This window comes from uncultured Bradyrhizobium sp. (assembly GCF_964252615.1).
Classification (GTDB): domain Bacteria; phylum Pseudomonadota; class Alphaproteobacteria; order Rhizobiales; family Xanthobacteraceae; genus Bradyrhizobium.
In genome coordinates this window covers 1-16,243 of record NZ_CAXUNQ010000076.1, presented here as the reverse complement: position 1 = coordinate 16,243, position 16,243 = coordinate 1, and the positions used below count along the sequence as shown (strand labels likewise).

Here is a 16,243-nt window from a genome sequence, read left to right as displayed (position 1 = left end):
AGCGGTGCGCTGCAGAGCCGGGGTCCCGGTTGCTTGCGACGCGAAGAAACCGAGGGTTTCGGTTGTTGCGGCTGCAAGGAACCGGGGTCCCGGTTCTGCGAAGCGGCATGAAGAATGCCGCATCGCCCGGGACACGGGGAGGTCGTCATTGCCGGGCTTGTCCCGGCAATCCATCCCCTTCGAAACGACTCTTCCGAAGATGGATGGATACGCGGGTCAAGCCCGCGTATGACGGGATGTGTGAATCCAGTAGGGACAAGCCCGGCCATGACGTTGAGGCGCTGCCTGGCAATGCTGCTTCGCATTGGAACCATCGGCACGGCTCCTGCATATTCCCAGCGTCGCTGCACGGCGGCACATTCCGCCCTCATTTTCGCGAGCGACATTGATGCCGACCCAGGTTTCCCCCGTTTCCGCTGTTCCGGCTCCTCCGACACCCCGGACCCTTCCCGCCTGCGCGTTCAAATCGCCGTTGATCGCGCTGTCCGGCGTGGTCGACTACGAGATGTACGAAAAATTCCGCAAGCAGTTCGACAAGGCGTCCGATCAGGAGCTTGTTGTGATCGAGCTGTCGACGCTGGGCGGCGATCCGGAAGTGGCGCGGATGATGGGGGAGGACGTGCGCTTTGCGTCCGAAATGGAGCAGGCGCGGCGCTTCGTGTTTCTCGGCAAGGCCGCGATCTATTCGGCGGGCACCACCTTCATGAGCTTCTTCGCGCGCCAGAACCGCTATCTGGCGCGCGGCACCCGGCTGATGATCCATGAGCGCAAGCTGGCCAAGAATCTGGTGATCGACGGTCCGCTGACGACGTGCCTCGCCACGGTGCAGGCGACCCTCAATGAGATCGAATGCTCGATCGCGATCCAGAACGAGGGGTTCCAGAATCTCGTGCTCGGCTCGTCGGTCACCATCGAGGAGGTGCTGAAGCGGGCGCCCTCGAACTGGTACCTCGAGGCGGAGGAGGCCCGGCAGCTCGGGCTGATCGAAGCGGTGCTGTGACCGGCTTGCGCCGTTCGCCAGCGCGCGCTTCATAGTGTGGTCATGTTGCGATCAACTCGAAGGAGCCGGCCATGAGCAAACCCAGCAGCGAGCAGATCCGGATGGGTTCTGAAGCCATCGCCTTCTGCATCGCGCGGACCCTGATCGAGCGCGACCCGTCGCTGAAGGCGCCGATGCGCGCCAATCTGCGCAAGATGTGGGAATTGCTGGAACAGCGCGAAGACCACGGCGCCGCCGACATGGTCGACACCATGATCAAGGCGCTCAACGATCCCGCGTTCTTCAAGCCGTAACGGCTCGCCGGGTCTCGCAGGCGCTATGCCCACTCCGCCTTGGCCCTGGCGATAAGGCCGTTGGTGGGATCGCTGAGGGAGGGGCACTGCATCAGGATGTCGAAGCTCTGCTGCGCCAGCAGCCGGCCCGCCTTGCTGTCCGATGGAAAGTGCAACCCGAGCACTTCGCGGTTGCGGGCGATCCGGCTCGCCATCTGCTGCAGCGGCGACTTTCCGGGATTGGGCGGCGGCGGGTTGTCCGGCGCCGGTCCTCCCACCAGCAGCGTCGGCGTGCTCGCCGCGGCCGGCATCACCTGTTCCAGACAAAGCGCGATCAGCAGCGATTCGGTCGCATGGCCGCTCGGATACGAGGCGTGGCCGGGGACGTCGATCGGCGGCAGCAGATCCGGCGAATATTGCGACGGCCGCGGCCGGTTGTAGAGCATCTTGTAGTGCATGACCTGGAATTGCCCGATGTGCGAGGCGATTTCGACCAGCGTGTGGGTGGCGGGCGCCGACGCCGAACTGCACATCAGGATGCCGCGGAAATACGCCCAGGGATTGGTCCGTTGCGCCATCGCCTCCGACATCACGCCGGGACGGTATTCGATGAGTTTGACCAGTTCGTCGAGTTCGGCGTTGATCGCCGCCTGGGCCGTCGGCAGCAGAGCGTCGAGCAACGTCTTGAACTGGGTCCATGCCGGCTGTCCGGCGGCGGTCTTCACCAGCACGAATTCGCCGAGAACGGAGACCGCGACCAGCTTGGCGTCCCAATATTTGCGCGGAAAGGTGGTCGGATGAGCATTGCGCCATTGCAGCTCAAAATCCGCCGGCGGCCATTTGTAGCCGTGAAACCAGTCCTCCATGATGCCATTGGCGTCGGGCACGGTCGCCAGCGCCGGCGAAACTCCGATCGGACGCACATAGGCGCCGCTGCCGCCGACGACCACCGTGCCCGTGGACATGTCCATGTCCATATCCATGTCCATGTCCGCCGATCCAATTCCGCTCATGAAATCCTCCCCTCGTTACGCCCTGCCTCGAACGCCGTACTAATCAGGCAGGCCGGATGTCCGCAAATGCTGCATGTACCTTGAACTGATTTCCGGATCGCGAAACGGCTGCAGGGTGCGTTCGAACGTGCTCAGCCGAAACAGCGGTTCGCGCTGCCGTATCGTCGCCGCGACCTCGCGCGCTTCGTCAAGCCGGTCGAGCGCGGTCAGCGCCGCGGCGAGATACCGCAGATTGGCGGTGTATTGCGGGTTTTCGCTGAAGCACAGTTTCCCCCATTTAACCGCCTCCTCGTAAGAGCCGAGGGAATAATGGGCCAGGTTCAAACTGCTGTAATAGGTAAAAAGATTACGGTCCAACGGCGACAGCCGCATCGCCTGGTCGGCGTGCTTGATGGCCTGCTCGCCACGCCCGATATAGCTCAGGGTCGGACTGGACAGGAACCAGGCCAGCGAGTGGTTCGGCGACGCCGTCAGCGCCCGGTCAAAGTAAACCAGAGCGCTGTCATAGTCATGGAACAGGAAAGACTGCAGGTGCCCGTAAGTCGCCAGCGCCAGCGCATTCTGCGGATCCTGCTCGATTGCCTTTGCCGCAAACTCCAAAGCCTTTGCGCGATCCCCGGTCGGGTCGGTCGACCAGCCCTGGCCGAGATACAGGCTGTACCACCGCGCGGTCCAGGCTACCGGCATGGCGAATTCGGGGTCTTCCTCCATCGCCTTTTGCAGATAGCCGCGGGCCTGCATGAAGGAATCTTTTTCCAGGGTGTTGATGATGTGCAGCGCGCGGAGCGTGTGGTCGTAGGCGCTGAAATTCTCCGGTTTCTTCCTCATGGCCGTGCGCAGCTCCGCGGCGCGCACATTGGGCGCGATGCCGGCGACGATCTTCCCCACAATCCGATCCTGCACATCGAACAACTCTCCCGGCAGTACTTCCGACTTCTCGCCCCACAGCGTGGCGCCCGTGTCTGTGTCGCAAAGCTCCACCGATACCCGCACCGACCGCTCGGACCTTCGCAGGCTGCCGCTGAGCACGTAGCGGACCCCGAACATCCGTCCGACCTCGCGCGGATCAGGCAGACGTCCTCGATAGGCGAGAGTTGAAGCGCGCGAAATCACCATAAGTTCGCGCAACCCCGATAAAGAGAGTGTGATATCCTCCACACATCCATCACAAAAATAATCGTCGGCCGGGTCGCCGCCGATGTTTTCCAGCGGCAGCACCGCAATCGACGGCAGTTTGCCCGCCGGGCGCTGCTGGGGCTCCGAAACCGCCTGCTCCACGGCGTCCAGGGCAAACGCCCTGATCGGATTCTCGAAATTCTTCAGTTCCAGGGCGCCGAGGTCGCGCGCGGTCCGGCCAAGACTGCCGCGGACCAAATCATGAACGGCGCTGGAGAGGACGACGCCGCCCGCCGGTGCGTGCTCCTGCAGCCGCGCCGCCAGGTTGACGCCGTCGCCGAACACGTCGAACTCGGTGGTGATGATGTCGCCGACATGCACGGCGATCCGCAGCGCGATCGGCAGCGACGAATCGGCGGCGCGCTCGGCTTCCATGCCGGACTGCACGGCGAGCGCCCACCGCACCGCATCGAACGCACTTGGAAATTCCGCCAGCACGCCGTCGCCGGTCGACTTCACCACCTTGCCGCGGTGCCGGGCCGCTTCGGGACGTACGATCTGATCGAGAATGCTCATCCAGCGCTGATGGGTCCGCGTCTCGTCGCGGCCCATCAGGATCGAGTAGCCGACAATGTCGATGAAAGCGATTGCCGCAAGCCGACGATCCATGCGGGCGGCGTGATCGCCGTTGGATGGGCAACTGGGCATCTACTCTTGCACCCCGCACAACTATTGTTTGTCCCCGGCCCGATTTGTCTATTATGCTCCGGCTAATTGCAAGGTTTCGATTGCTCGTTTGGCCGGCCGATCCATGACGGTTCTGCCGGGGTTATGGATTTATGGGGGCGACAATCATGACGCAGAACCCGATCAGGTATTTTGTCGTGCTGAAGAACCCGAACGGGTTGGAGCATTCGTATTTTGAAGATTCCGCCACGGCCGACCGCTGGGCTGCACGCTACATCGCCCTGCAGATCTACGGACCGGAGCTGGTCGACGACGTGCCCTTCACCATCGCGTCCCGGCCTTCCGCCCTGGTCCACCTCGTCTCCGAACCGGACTCCGAGCGGCCGTTGAAGCCGCGGCAGCCGCACGAGCTGGTGGTGTCGCTTAACGTCACCGGCAACGCCAGGCTTTCCCCCGCCCAGGTGGTCGACGACATCATCAAGGCCGCGCTCGAGAAGCCGGAGGTTTTCGTCGGCGGCAGTCCGGACATCCCGTTCGCCTCATCCGATCACTGGTGTGTCGGGGATGCGGCCGATCCGATGTTTTCCGACCGCTCGGCGGCTCAGCGTCTGATCCGCGCGGACGCGCTGCGAACCCGGCCCAACACCACCGGTAAGGGCGTCAACGTCGTCATTGTCGATCAAGGACTCGACAAGCGCGAGCTGGGAAGCAGCTATGGAGGCGGCTGGAAGGTCGGTGCCGCAGTGCCGGGCGCGCCGCAGCAGCAGCCGGGATCGATCCGGCGTCCCCACGGCATGATGATGGCCCACAACATCCTCGAGGTGGCGCCCGACGCCCTGCTGTTCGATCTGCCGCTGGCGCCGCCGAGAATTTCGAACATCACCAATTTTCTCAGCCTCGCCTACGCCGCCTACAGCGTGGCGCTGACCGACGTCTGGCACTGGAAGCGCGGCAAGTATCCGGGACCGTGGATTTTTGTGAACCCCTGGGGGATTTACGATCGCTCGTCGGAAGTCCCCCTGGGCGGGTACACCACCAATCCCCATAACTGTTTCAACCGGCTTATCGGCCAGGTGGTGGCCGACGACAACGACGTGGTATTCGCCGCCGGCAATTGCGGCCAGTTCTGTCCGGATATGCGCTGCGGCGAGGAAGACCAGGGACCGGGATACAGCATCTGGGGCGCCAACTCGCTGGCGCAGGTGCTGACCGTCGGCGCGATCCGGGCCGACAGCATGTGGCTCGGCTATTCGTCGCAGGGACCCGGCCAGCTCGCGCTCGGGCCGAACAAGCCGGACCTCTGCGCCACCAGCCAGTTCCGCGAGGACGGCGATGCCTTCAGCATCAACACCGGAACGTCGGCGGCCTGCGGCCTCGCCGCCGGCGTGGTCGCGGCGTTGCGCAGCCGATGGGATTCGGCCAGGGTGTCGCCGCATCAGCTCAAGCACGTGCTGAACCAGTCGGCGAGAAAACCGCCCGGCCTTGGATCGAACCCCGGCCTGCGCCACCGGCTCGGACACGGCGTCCTCGATGCCAACGCCGCCTTCGACCAGTTGATGATGCAGTTTCCGTGAGGCGATAACGCCACTTCGCCCACCCGCGTCGATGTGTGCATCCGGCAGCGCCCCGCCGCGTGCATGCATCTTCCGCGTATGCACATCTCCGCGCGCACCATCTCCATCGTCATTGCCGGGCCTGACCCTACTGGATGCACACATCTCGCCGTCGTTGCAGGGCCTGACCCGGCAATCCATCCCTTCGCAAGACTCTCGCGAAGATCGATCGACACGCGGGTCAGGCCCGCGTAAGGACCCGAGGACGGCGGCTCACGTGCCGGGGCGCGAAATTTCGGTTTCCTTGGAGGTGATGAACTCCAGCAGCGCCGGCACGCCTTCCTCTGTCTTGGCGATGCCGCGCCGGATCGCCGGCACGATATCCTCGGGCCTGGTGATGCGTTCGCCGTAACCGCCGAAGGCGCGGGCCATGGCGGCGTAGTCGCCGGAAATGTCGGTGGCGCGATATTTGTCGGTGGAGATCGGCATCACTTTCAATTCGATCGCCATGGAGAAATTGTTGAGCAGGATCGACAGGATCGGAATCCGCTCGCGCACCGCGGTCTCGAAATCCATGCCGGTGAAACCGATCGCGGCGTCGCCCCAGACGTTGATGCAGAGCCGGTCCGGTCTTGCCAGCTTGGCGCCCATCGCGAGCCCCAGGCCGTAGCCGAGCTGCGTGGTCTTGCCCCAGCCGATGTAGGACAGGGGCTCGACCGATTTCCAGAACGGCGAGAGCTGGTCGCGCGGACTGCCGGCGTCGTGGGTGATGATGGTGTTCGACATGTCGACCGTGTGCTGCAGATCCCACAGCACGCGATAGGGATTGAGCGGCGCGTCGTCATGCGTCAGCTTCGGCATCCATTTGGCGAGCCAGTCGCGGTGCGACGCCGCGATCTCGGCGGCGACCGCGCTTGCGTCGCGGTCTGCCGGAACGGTTCTGTCGATTTCATCGAGCAGGGCGTCGAGCACCAGCGCGGCATCGCCGAGCAATCCGACCCTGGCCTCGACGTCCTTGTTCAGATGCGCGGGGTCCAGCGTCGAATGCAGGATGGTCTTGCCCTTCGGCATGGCGACGGCGAACGAGGTTTCGGTGAACGAGCAGCCGATGCCGAAAATCACGTCAGCCTCGCCGAGGAATTTCGGCACCGCGCGCGGCATCGCGACGCCGCCGGAGCCGAGCGACAGCGGATGCGTCTCCGGAAACGACGACTTGCCGCCGAGGCTGGTGCAGACCGGAATGGCGAGCCGCTCGGCGAGCCGCTTCAACTGCGGCCAGGCGCGGGCGTAATGCACGCCCTGGCCGGCGTAGATCACCGGCCGTCCTGCCCCGGCCAGCAGCGCGGCGGCCGCTTTCACATCCGCCGGATCGGCGCCGCTGCGGGTGCGCAGCACCGGCGTGTAGGCCAGCGGCTCCGGCACTTCCTCGTTCCACATGTCGGCGGGGATTTCCACGATCACCGGGCCGCCGCGGCCGTTCTTCAGTTGGGTAAAGGCGCGGCGGAAAATGTTGCAGACCTCGCCGGCCAGCGTGATCGGCTCGGCGGACTTTGCGAAGGCGCGCATCGCGCGGCTGGAATTGAAATTCGGCTCGATGTTGGCGAGACGCCGGGCGTATCCCATCGGCAGCACCAGCACCGGCACGGATTCGCCGTAGCATTGCGCGACGCCGCCCATGGCGTTCTCCGCACCGGGACCGTGCTGCATGCAGAACGCGCCGAGGCTGCGGCCGGAGGACAGCCGCGAGATCGCATCCGCCATGTGCACGCCGATGCGTTCCTGCCGCACCATCACCGGGCGGATGTCGGCGCTGGCTGCGAATTCGATCAGGTGGTTGACCGGATAGCCGCAGAGGATCTCGATCCCCTCGCGCTTCATGATTTCCGCGATCGCCGCGCCGAGCTTCATGCCGGTTGCCCCCCTTTTTTTGTTGTGCCGTGTTGGCGGGGAGTGGAACAGGAATCAAGCGAGGCGTAAAGCTTTCTCCGCCGCCGACGGCGCGGGCGATGCGGCCCGCGCCGCGCCCACGATTCCACGCCGCTCTTAATCGATTGTTCAGCCTGTCGCTCAACCTCCTGGCAACCAATGCTGCTTAACCTCGCTGCGCATTGGCGCGGATCCGTCCGTCCGCCTGCGACGGGGAGGCCTGGGTGCGGCAGCAGATTGCGACGTTCCTGCGCGACGAGGAAGGCGCCACCGCGATCGAATACTGCCTGATCGCCTGCGGCATCGCCTTTGCGATCATCGCCATCGTGCAGGGCATCGGCCCGCAGCTCGGCACCAAATTCACCGCGGTCAATTCGTCGCTGAAATAGCCGCGCGGCGCCCGCCCACCGTCGCGAACCCGCGCGGATGCGGCTGACGCCGTTTTGCCTTCCTGGACGAAGCGCCGGCGACCGTGATCACTGCGCAACGGCATGGGCGGGTCTGGGACTTTGCGCAGTTTTTTAAAAAAAAGTCCTAGGAGTATATTGACAGCGTAACGCTGCCGGCGTAGAGTACGGACATGCTGCAGAAGTGGGTTTCGAGGCAAAGCGCCTTGTCCCGAAGGCGATAACGAGCGGCAAGCCCGCTGATCGCCGCCAGCCCCGGAACATCATCCGCCATCGCGCGTTGCTTTGACTGAGGCCGTAAGGCATTCATCACACGCGGGAATCGAGGGTGCCATGGCAACCAAGCAAGAGCGTCCGATCGTCGAAACCACGACGGAAGCGCGCGGCGCGGAGGCCGGTCCGTCCGTGCTCGCGCTGTTGATGGTAAGCCTCGGGCTCGCCGTGCTGATCCTCGGCGTGGTCTGGTTCGTGTTTTTCCGCACCTGAGGCGGCGTAAACCGAATCGCGCAAACCGGCGCATCCGGATTGACGCTTATTGAGACGTCTGCCCAATGCCAATGACACGTGCAGCCACGCCGGCGGTAAAGTCGGCGGGCGGCACGCGTGTGCGCGCGAAAACGGCGGTGGCCGGCAGGCCGCCGCGGAAAAACGCGGCGTCGCGCGCCGCGAAAAAAGCGCGGGTCGTGAAAAAATCCGCGCAGGCCATCAAACGCGAGGCGGAAGAAAGGCGCCGGGCCGCGGTCGAAGCCCGGCAACGGACAAAGGCCGCCACCAATCGGATCGTCGGCGCCGAGCCGGTCGCGGTCGATCCTGACGACGACGTCGCCCGTGCCGCGATCGACAAGCGGCAGGTGCGCGGTCGTCGCACCGCGGTACAGCGTGCGGCCGATCCGCCGCCGGGTGCCGGTGCCGCCCTGGTCGAGCGCGTGACCCGCGCCGTCGAGCGTGAATTGTCGCAGATCGAGCTGATCGTCGGCGGCAGCCACGTCAACCGGACCCAGCGCACCGAGGCCGAACGCCGCGCGCGGACGCTGGCCTCGCTGGCGCGCACGCTCACCGAGGTACGCCGGCTGCGCGCCGAAGAGGACAGGCTGAAACCCGCCGATGATAACGCCAGATCTCGAAACACCCCTGAATTTCGACTGGAACTCGCGCGACGACTGGATCGACTTGTCGCTGAAGCAAAAGCTGTACATCCTGATGAACGCTGAAGACGGCGACATCGACGAGATCGCCGCCAACTGGACGATTTTTTCGCACCGCCATCAGCGCCCGCCCGATCTTGCGGCCAATGGAAATCCCTGGCTGACCTGGCTGATGATCGGCGGCCGCGGCGCCGGCAAGACCCGCGCCGGCGCCGAATGGGTTCGCGCGCAGGCGCTCGGCCTGCCGCCCTTCGCGGTCGAAAAAGCCGCGCGCATCGCGCTGGTCGGCGAAACCGAACACGACGTGCGCGAGGTGATGATCGAAGGCGTTTCGGGATTGCTTAGCGTGCACGCTTGGCACGAGCGCCCGACCTGGCTGCCGTCGCGAAAACGGCTGGAATGGAGCGACGGCCAGGTCGCGCAGGTGTTTTCCGCGGAGGATCCCCAGAGCTTGCGCGGGCCGCAATTCTGCTGCGCGTGGTCCGACGAGATGGCGAAGTGGCGCTATGCCGAGGCCGCCTTCGACATGCTGCAGTTCGGCTTGCGGCTCGGCGCGCAGCCGCGGCAACTGATCACCACCACACCGCGGCCGACCGCGCTGTTGAAGCGGCTGATCGCCGATCCCAGCAGCGTGGTGACGCGCGCGGCGACGCGCGCCAACGCCCACAACCTCGCGCCGACATTTTTGCAGACGGTGATGGGCCGCTACCAGGGCACGCGCCTGGGCCGGCAGGAGCTCGACGGCGAGATCATCGAGGACCGGCCGGATGCGCTGTGGTCGCGCGCGCTCCTGGAGGCGTGCCGGGTGAGCGCGGCGCCGGCCTTGCAGCGCATCGTGGTCGCGGTCGATCCGCCGGCGTCCTCCGGCAAGCGCGCCGCGTCCTGCGGCATCGTCGCTGCGGGCGTCACCGAGGCCGGCATCTGCTACGTGATCGCCGACGACACCGTATCCGGCGTCACGCCGAGCGACTGGGCGATGAAGGCGATCGCGCTGTGGCACCGGCTGCGGGCGGACGTGCTGGTGGTGGAAGTCAACCAGGGCGGCGACATGGCGCGCACCGTCATCAACGAGGTCGATCCCGCCGTGCCGGTGACCAAGGTTCATGCGTCGCGCGGAAAATGGATGCGCGCCGAACCCGTCGCGACGCTGTACGAGCAGGGCCGGGTCAAGCACGCAGGATCGTTCGCCGCGCTGGAAGACGAAATGTGCGATTTCGGCGTCAGCGGCCTGTCGAGCGGCAAATCGCCGGACCGGCTGGACGCGTTGGTATGGGCAATCGCATCGCTGGTATTCCAGCCCCGCAGCGGGCCGAGAATACGGGCGCTGTGAGGGGGCCGTGCCCTGGGGGGCGCGATGCAGCGCTTCTTCGGCGCTGTTTCGCAGATCGGGACCCTGGTTTTCTTTAGCGATGCCGCCACAGGCAAACCGGGGTCCCGGGTCTGCGGTGCATCAGCATCGCCTGCGGCGATGCCGCTGCGCCGCGCCCGGGAAACGCTGAGCCTAAGCGCCAGCGGCGCGCGCGAGCAACAGCTCGCTTATCAACTTTTAGGACATGCCATGTTCAACCGCCTTCGCGATCTGCTCGCGCCGCCCGAGACAAAATCCTCGCGCACCGCCCGTCTCCTCGCGTTCGAGAGCGGCGGACGGGCGCGGTGGACGCCGCGCGATTACGGCGGCCTTGCGCGCGAAGGCTATCTGGCCAACGCCATCGTGCATCGCTCGGTTCGGTTGATTTCGGAAAACGCGGCAGCCTGCCAATTCCTGGTGTTCGAGGGCGCCGCCGAACGCGAGGCCCATCCGCTGGCGCAGTTGCTGAACCGGCCGAACCCGCGCCAGGACGGCGGCGCCTTCTTCGAGATGCTGGTTGCGCATCTGCTGCTGGCCGGCAACGCCTATGTCGAGGCGGTGGCGCTGGGCGACGCCGTGCGCGAACTCTACGCGCTGCGCCCCGACCGCATGAAGGTGGTGCCGGGCGCCGACGGCTGGGCCGAGGCGTATGATTACGCGGTCGGCGGCCGCAGCGTGCGCTTCGATCAGCTCGGCTCCCAGGTGCCGCCGATCCTGCATCTGACGTTCTTCCATCCGCTCGACGACCATTATGGCCTGGCGCCGATCGAGGCCGCGGCGGTGGCGGTCGACACCCACAACGCCGCGGCGCGCTGGAACAAGGCGCTGCTCGACAACGCCGCGCGGCCCTCCGGCGCGCTGGTGTTTTCCGCCGACAACAATGTGCTGTCGGCCCAGCAGTTCGACCGCCTCAAGCGCGAGCTCGACGACACCTATACCGGCACTGCCAACGCCGGCCGTCCGATGCTGCTGGAAGGCGGACTGGACTGGAAGGCGATGTCGCTGACGCCGCAGGACATGGATTTCCTCGAAGCCAAGCACACCGCGGCGCGCGAAATCGCGCTCGCCTTCGGCGTGCCGCCGATGCTGCTCGGCATTCCCGGCGACAACACCTTCGCCAATTACGCCGAGGCCAACCGCGTGTTCTTCCGCCAGACCGTGCTGCCGCTGGCGCAGCGCGTCGGAAGCGCGATCGCGCAATGGCTGAGCCCGCAATTCGGCGAGGCCATCCGCGTGGTCATCGACACCGACCGCATCGACGCGCTCGCCGCCGACCGCGCCGCACTGTGGGACCGCGTCAGCAAAGCGCCGTTCCTGACGCTGAACGAGAAGCGCGAAGCGGTGGGGTACGGCCCGGTCGAAGGCGGGGACCGGTGGGGGTGAGTCTGCGTCATCGTCCCCGCGAAGGCGGGGACCCATAACCCGTGGCGGTTGCGGTCGTGCGTAGGCGTTGCAATGCCATCCCTCACTTGAACGACACGGCGTATGGGTCCCCGCCTTCGCGGGGACGACGACGAGAGTGAGTGCGCAGAAAGAGACGCTGTTCAGCTTTCTCGGCTTAGCTTCCTCGCGGGTGGGGCGGCTACCGCGGGCACTCCGCGCCGGAGTCAATCCATGCCTGCACCAGTTCTCCCGCGGCTTCCTGCGTGCCCGGGGCGGGTTCGCGGCCGTCGCCGGGGGACCAGCCCCAGGCCACCAGGTCGTCCTTGGCGACGTGCTCCTGCAATAGCGCGAGGTCGCGGCCGCCGTTGCGTGCGGTGTCCTTGAGCTGGCGGCAGATGTCGCCGAGGGTTTTGCCTTCCCAGGCCATTTCCAGCGGCGCCACGCCCCAGCGTGGATGGCCGGGAATGCTCTTGTAGCCCGCGGCCTCGTGCAGCGTGACATTCTTCTCGGTGTGGCATTCGCCGCACGGCGTGCCGAAATGCCCGGTGTCGTTGCGCCATACCGCCGGCCGATGCTCGTGATGATCGGCGCCCTGCAGCGGATGGTCGCCGGCGGGATGGCAGTTCATGCAGCGCGGATGCGTCAGCACACGGCCGACCTCGGTAAAGATCGCGCGCGAACGCTCGGCCTTGTCGGCGATCGACTGGAATTCGGACGGGGGCTTGAGCGGCGGCGCGGGCGGGGTCTGCGCCAGCGCCGCCGACAGCGCCATCGCCATGCAGCCGGTGCCCAGGATCAAGCCCGATAATCGCCTTGCCATCGCCTGCCTCCCTGCAAATCGAGAAGCTAAGCGCCGCACCCGCCATTTGTTCCCGTTTCCCGGGCGCGATGCATCACGCCGCTTCTTTGCGGCGTGATGCTTCGCAGACCCGGGACCCCGGTATCTTCCGACAACGCTGGCCTTGAAACCGGGATCCCGGCTCTGCGGTGCACCGCTTCGCGAAGTGCTACGCGCTGCACCGCGTCCGGGACACGCGAGAGCATCCATGTCCGACCTGATCCGCATCTTCGGCGAGCGCGGCGATCTTGCGCATCTGGCGCTGCTGTTGTGGGCGGTGGCGGCGAGCGGGGCGCTGACGCTGTGCCTGCGCGAACTCAGCGCGGCTTCGCGCCGCTTCGACGATTTCGTGCGCGAACTCGCGCGCTTCAACCGGCGCGCTCATCGCCGCGCCAAACCTCGCCACTGAAAGGAGTATCGCCATGGACGATCTGCACGCCACGCTATCGGCGCTTCAGGCCGAAACCAAATCGGCCAAGGAAGATCATCTCACCGTGTTCCGCGAATTTCTGGCCCAGCTCGATCAACTGCAGCGCATGGCGCCGCCGAAACCGCCGCGCGACAAATCCGGGACGCGCCGCAAGCCGGCGCGGCAGCGGGGCTAGCAAGCAACGCGAAGCAATCCGGAGCGGTCAATGCATACCGGATTGCTTGGTCGCTTCGCCTCGCAATGACGTCTCTTCGTCCCTGTCATCGGGCCGGCGATAGCCGGACCCGTTGGCGGGGCGACGCCAACAAAACACCAACCCGCGAGGCTCTGCCATGCACGCGCCGTTGCTTTCCGCGTCCCGTCTTGCGCTTCACCCTGACGGCGCGATCGAGGGCTATGCCAGCCTGTTCGGCGAGGTCGACCAGGCCCGCGACATGGTGATGCCCGGCGCCTTCACGCAGACGCTGAAGCAGCGCGGCCTGCGCAAGATACCGATGCTGTTCCAGCACGATCCCGCAGAACCCGTAGGCATCTGGCTCGAGCTGGCCGAGGACTGGCGCGGATTGCACGCGCGCGGCCGGCTGATCCCCGACGTGACGCGGGCGCGCGAGCTGTTATCGCTGCTGCGCGCCGGCGCGGTCGACGGGCTCTCGATCGGCTACCGCACCGTGCGCGGCCAGATCGATCCGAAAAGCCGGGTGCGCAAGCTCTACCAGGTCGACCTGTGGGAAATCTCCATCGTGACGTTCCCGCTGCTCAACGGCGCGCGGATCAGCGCGGTGAAGGAGCTGCCGAAACCGTCGCGCTTGCGCGCGGCCGCAGAGGCGGAATGGCGACGCGTGCTGGATGGGGAGGACATCGGCTCGCCGCGCACGCCGCGCGCGCCGCCGGCGGCGTCTCTACGCGAACGTGCCGGACGCAAGGCGGCGCTGAGCGCCGTGCGTGGCGCAGGCCGCGGTCCGTAGCGCGAAACAGCAAGCCTATTCCGCCGCGCCGGCACCATGTGCCGCTGCGTCAGCAGCCCCTGCAGATGTTCAGCGTCCGATCGAGCTTGCGGTCCAGCAGCCGTTCGCGGCCGCGGCGCGCGGCATGGTTCGAATTGCGGCGCGCGTCGCGGCGCAAGGCCGCAGCGCTGCGGCGCTGGATCCGGACCACCGGCGCCGCGCGCTGGGAGATGCCGCCTGAAGCCGCCGGCGCCGACGGCACCGCTGGCACGGTCATGCTGGGCGGCGGCGGCGCTTGAGGCGCATTGCGGCGGCCGCTGGGATCGGTGCCGGAATTGTTGAGCCCGCCGACGCTGCCCGGTCCCGGCGGAATGCCGCTGACGCCGGCATCCTGCGCGGAACATGGCAGCGGCGCGAGCAGCGCGCCGAGCATGGCGATCGCGAGAAATGTTGATCTGCAGGACATCGGCCGGTCGCTCCCAAGGACTTCGATAACGAGCCGGCGCAGGCGGGGTTCCTTCTCATCCCCCGGACGCCGCCGCATTGCGCCGGAACGGCGGGTTCGTACCGCTGCCGGCGATGGAACGGCAGCAGGCCTTTTTCACCCCACCACCCACCCACATCCTTCAAGCCAGGAGCACAGCATGGACTTCGAGATTCACGACCGCACGCCGGAAACCAAGGCCGGCATCGCCGGCGGCGAGGCGCAGGAGGTTTACGACGCGATGATGCGCACCTTCGAGGAATTCAAATCGGAGAACGACCATCGCCTCAAGGCGATCGAGCAGCGCAAGGGCGACGTCTTGAACGACGAGAAGCTGGCGCGCATCGATGCGTCGCTCAACCAGCATCAGCAACAGCTCGACGCCATCTCGCTGAAGGGCGCGCGGCCGGCGCTGGAAGGCCGCCGCGCGGCGCAGGATGCGAGCGCGCGCGAGCACAAATCCGCCTTCGACGATTACGTGCGCAGCGGCGAGGCGGCGGGGCTGCGCGCGCTGGAGACGAAGGCGATGTCGATCGCCTCCAATCCGGACGGCGGCTATCTGGTGCCGGTCGAACTCGAGACCGAGATCAGCCAGCGCCTCGCCAACATCTCGCCGATCCGCAGCCTGGCTTCCGTCCGCACGATCTCGTCTTCGGTGTACAAGAAGCCGTTCATGACCACGGGGCCGGCGACCGGATGGGTCGGCGAAACCGATCCGCGCACCCAGACCGCCTCCGCCGTGCTGGATGCGCTGTCGTTTCCGGCGATGGAGCTCTACGCCATGCCGGCGGCGACCGCGACGCTGCTGGAGGATTCCTCCGTCAATCTCGACCAGTGGCTGGCCGGCGAGGTCGATCAGGTGTTCGCCGAGCAGGAGGGCATTGCGTTCGTCTCCGGCGACGGCGTCAACAAGCCGAAGGGATTTCTGGCGGCGACCACGGTGGCGAACGCGTCCTGGGCCTGGGGCAGTATCGGCTACATCGCAACCGGCGTCGCCGGCGCCTTCCCGGCGTCGAACCCGTCCGACGTGCTGGTGGATCTGATCTACGCCTTGCGCGCGGGCTACCGGCAGAACGCCACCTTCGTGATGAACCGCAAGACCCAGAGCACGGTGCGCAAGTTCAAGGATTCCACCGGCAACTATCTGTGGCAGCCGCCGGCGGCGGCCACCGGCAAGTCGAGCCTGATCGGCTTTCCGCTCGCCGACACCGAGGACATGCCCGACGTCGCCGCCAACTCGCTCTCGATCGCCTTCGGCGATTTCCGCCGCGGCTATCTGATCGTCGACCGCGCCGGCGTGCGCGTGATCCGCGATCCGTTCACGGCAAAACCCTACATCCTGTTCTACACCACCAAGCGTGTCGGCGGCGGCGTGCAGGATTTTGACGCGATCAAGCTGCTGAAGTTCGCGGTGAGCTAGAGGGCGCCGCAACGCCCACCTGTGTCGTCCCCGCGAAGGCGGGGACCCGTCACCACCGGCGTTGCGGTTGCTCGACCAGCGTCGCAACGCTTCTTCTGGATCGAAACGACACGGCGTATGGGTCCCCGCCTGCGCGGGGATGACGCCGAAAATGTGCATCCCCATGCGATAACAGGCTGCTCCGGAAGTGTAATTTTTCCGGATTAAGCGCGCCGCGACGCACACCTGTGTCGTCCCCGCGAAGGCGGGGACCCGTCACCACCGGCGTTGCGGTTGC

General features: G+C 66.2%; 17 protein-coding genes. 12 read left to right on the top strand and 5 right to left on the bottom strand.

Translation table 11 applies throughout. The features are described 5' to 3' along the window. Positions 1-388: 388 nt before the first annotated feature. Both ACFE72_RS23070 and ACFE72_RS23065 read left to right on the top strand, forming a co-directional pair. Positions 389-1,000 (top strand): peptidase S14, encoded by a 612-nt coding sequence (locus ACFE72_RS23070; protein WP_375415446.1) that lies wholly within the window; start codon positions 389-391, stop codon positions 998-1,000. 71 nt (positions 1,001-1,071) lie between these two features. After that, positions 1,072-1,293 carry a hypothetical protein gene (locus tag ACFE72_RS23065; protein WP_375415445.1) on the top strand — a complete coding sequence of 74 codons (222 nt, stop codon included), beginning with the start codon at positions 1,072-1,074 and terminating at the stop codon, positions 1,291-1,293. 23 nt (positions 1,294-1,316) lie between these two features. Here ACFE72_RS23065 and ACFE72_RS23060 read toward each other — a convergent pair whose 3' ends face one another. Together ACFE72_RS23060 and ACFE72_RS23055 are read right to left on the bottom strand one after the other, a co-directional pair. Further along, on the bottom strand, positions 1,317-2,285 hold the full coding sequence (locus ACFE72_RS23060) for a hypothetical protein (RefSeq protein ID WP_375415444.1): 969 nt from the start codon (positions 2,283-2,285) through the stop codon (positions 1,317-1,319). 39 nt (positions 2,286-2,324) lie between these two features. Next, entirely contained in the window at positions 2,325-4,109 is a 1,785-nt protein-coding gene (locus tag ACFE72_RS23055; RefSeq protein ID WP_375415443.1) for an adenylate/guanylate cyclase domain-containing protein, read from the bottom strand. 146 nt (positions 4,110-4,255) lie between these two features. Between ACFE72_RS23055 and ACFE72_RS23050 the strand changes: the two genes are divergently transcribed. Next, positions 4,256-5,662: a S8 family serine peptidase gene (locus ACFE72_RS23050; RefSeq protein ID WP_375415442.1), complete on the top strand. Its 1,407-nt coding sequence runs from the start codon at positions 4,256-4,258 to the stop codon at positions 5,660-5,662. Positions 5,663-5,914: 252 nt separating this feature from the next. Here ACFE72_RS23050 and ACFE72_RS23045 read toward each other — a convergent pair whose 3' ends face one another. Beyond that, a complete protein-coding gene (locus tag ACFE72_RS23045; protein ID WP_375415448.1) occupies positions 5,915-7,600 on the bottom strand; it encodes a thiamine pyrophosphate-requiring protein in 1,686 nt (561 codons plus the stop codon). A gap of 191 nt (positions 7,601-7,791) precedes the next feature. On the opposite strand from ACFE72_RS23045, the gene ACFE72_RS23040 reads away from it, so the two are divergent. The 5 genes from ACFE72_RS23040 to ACFE72_RS23020 all read left to right on the top strand — a co-directional run bounded on the left by ACFE72_RS23040 (position 7,792) and on the right by ACFE72_RS23020 (position 11,850). Continuing rightward, complete coding sequence (locus tag ACFE72_RS23040; protein WP_375415441.1) at positions 7,792-7,956, top strand: Flp family type IVb pilin; 165 nt, start codon at positions 7,792-7,794, stop codon at positions 7,954-7,956. Between the two features lie 351 nt (positions 7,957-8,307). Further along, positions 8,308-8,460 carry a hypothetical protein gene (locus ACFE72_RS23035; protein ID WP_375415440.1) on the top strand — a complete coding sequence of 51 codons (153 nt, stop codon included), beginning with the start codon at positions 8,308-8,310 and terminating at the stop codon, positions 8,458-8,460. A 65-nt stretch (positions 8,461-8,525) separates the two neighbouring features. Next, complete coding sequence (locus ACFE72_RS23030; protein ID WP_375415439.1) at positions 8,526-9,185, top strand: hypothetical protein; 660 nt, start codon at positions 8,526-8,528, stop codon at positions 9,183-9,185. After that, positions 9,175-10,449 (top strand): DNA-packaging protein, encoded by a 1,275-nt coding sequence (locus tag ACFE72_RS23025; RefSeq protein ID WP_375415447.1) that lies wholly within the window; start codon positions 9,175-9,177, stop codon positions 10,447-10,449. The genes ACFE72_RS23030 and ACFE72_RS23025 overlap by 11 nt, the downstream gene beginning before the upstream one ends. 228 nt (positions 10,450-10,677) lie before the next feature. Beyond that, a complete protein-coding gene (locus ACFE72_RS23020; RefSeq protein ID WP_375415438.1) occupies positions 10,678-11,850 on the top strand; it encodes a phage portal protein in 1,173 nt (390 codons plus the stop codon). A 199-nt stretch (positions 11,851-12,049) separates the two neighbouring features. Here ACFE72_RS23020 and ACFE72_RS23015 read toward each other — a convergent pair whose 3' ends face one another. Beyond that, positions 12,050-12,670 carry an Isoquinoline 1-oxidoreductase subunit gene (locus tag ACFE72_RS23015; RefSeq protein WP_375415437.1) on the bottom strand — a complete coding sequence of 207 codons (621 nt, stop codon included), beginning with the start codon at positions 12,668-12,670 and terminating at the stop codon, positions 12,050-12,052. Positions 12,671-12,896: 226 nt separating this feature from the next. On the opposite strand from ACFE72_RS23015, the gene ACFE72_RS23010 reads away from it, so the two are divergent. The 3 genes from ACFE72_RS23010 to ACFE72_RS23000 all read left to right on the top strand — a co-directional run bounded on the left by ACFE72_RS23010 (position 12,897) and on the right by ACFE72_RS23000 (position 14,083). Continuing rightward, positions 12,897-13,097, top strand: a complete 201-nt coding sequence (locus ACFE72_RS23010; protein WP_375415436.1) for a hypothetical protein — start codon at positions 12,897-12,899, stop codon at positions 13,095-13,097. A gap of 13 nt (positions 13,098-13,110) precedes the next feature. After that, positions 13,111-13,293 carry a hypothetical protein gene (locus tag ACFE72_RS23005; protein WP_375415435.1) on the top strand — a complete coding sequence of 61 codons (183 nt, stop codon included), beginning with the start codon at positions 13,111-13,113 and terminating at the stop codon, positions 13,291-13,293. Positions 13,294-13,450: 157 nt separating this feature from the next. Beyond that, complete coding sequence (locus ACFE72_RS23000; RefSeq protein ID WP_375415434.1) at positions 13,451-14,083, top strand: HK97 family phage prohead protease; 633 nt, start codon at positions 13,451-13,453, stop codon at positions 14,081-14,083. A gap of 49 nt (positions 14,084-14,132) precedes the next feature. Here the strand turns inward: ACFE72_RS23000 and ACFE72_RS22995 are convergent, their stop codons facing one another. Continuing rightward, the gene (locus tag ACFE72_RS22995; RefSeq protein WP_375415433.1) at positions 14,133-14,528 is read right to left on the bottom strand and encodes a hypothetical protein; all 396 of its coding nucleotides are present in this window, start codon (positions 14,526-14,528) and stop codon (positions 14,133-14,135) included. Positions 14,529-14,706: 178 nt separating this feature from the next. Here ACFE72_RS22995 and ACFE72_RS22990 point away from each other — a divergent pair, with 178 nt between their 5' ends. Continuing rightward, positions 14,707-15,966 (top strand): phage major capsid protein, encoded by a 1,260-nt coding sequence (locus ACFE72_RS22990; RefSeq protein ID WP_375415432.1) that lies wholly within the window; start codon positions 14,707-14,709, stop codon positions 15,964-15,966. Positions 15,967-16,243 lie beyond the last annotated feature (277 nt).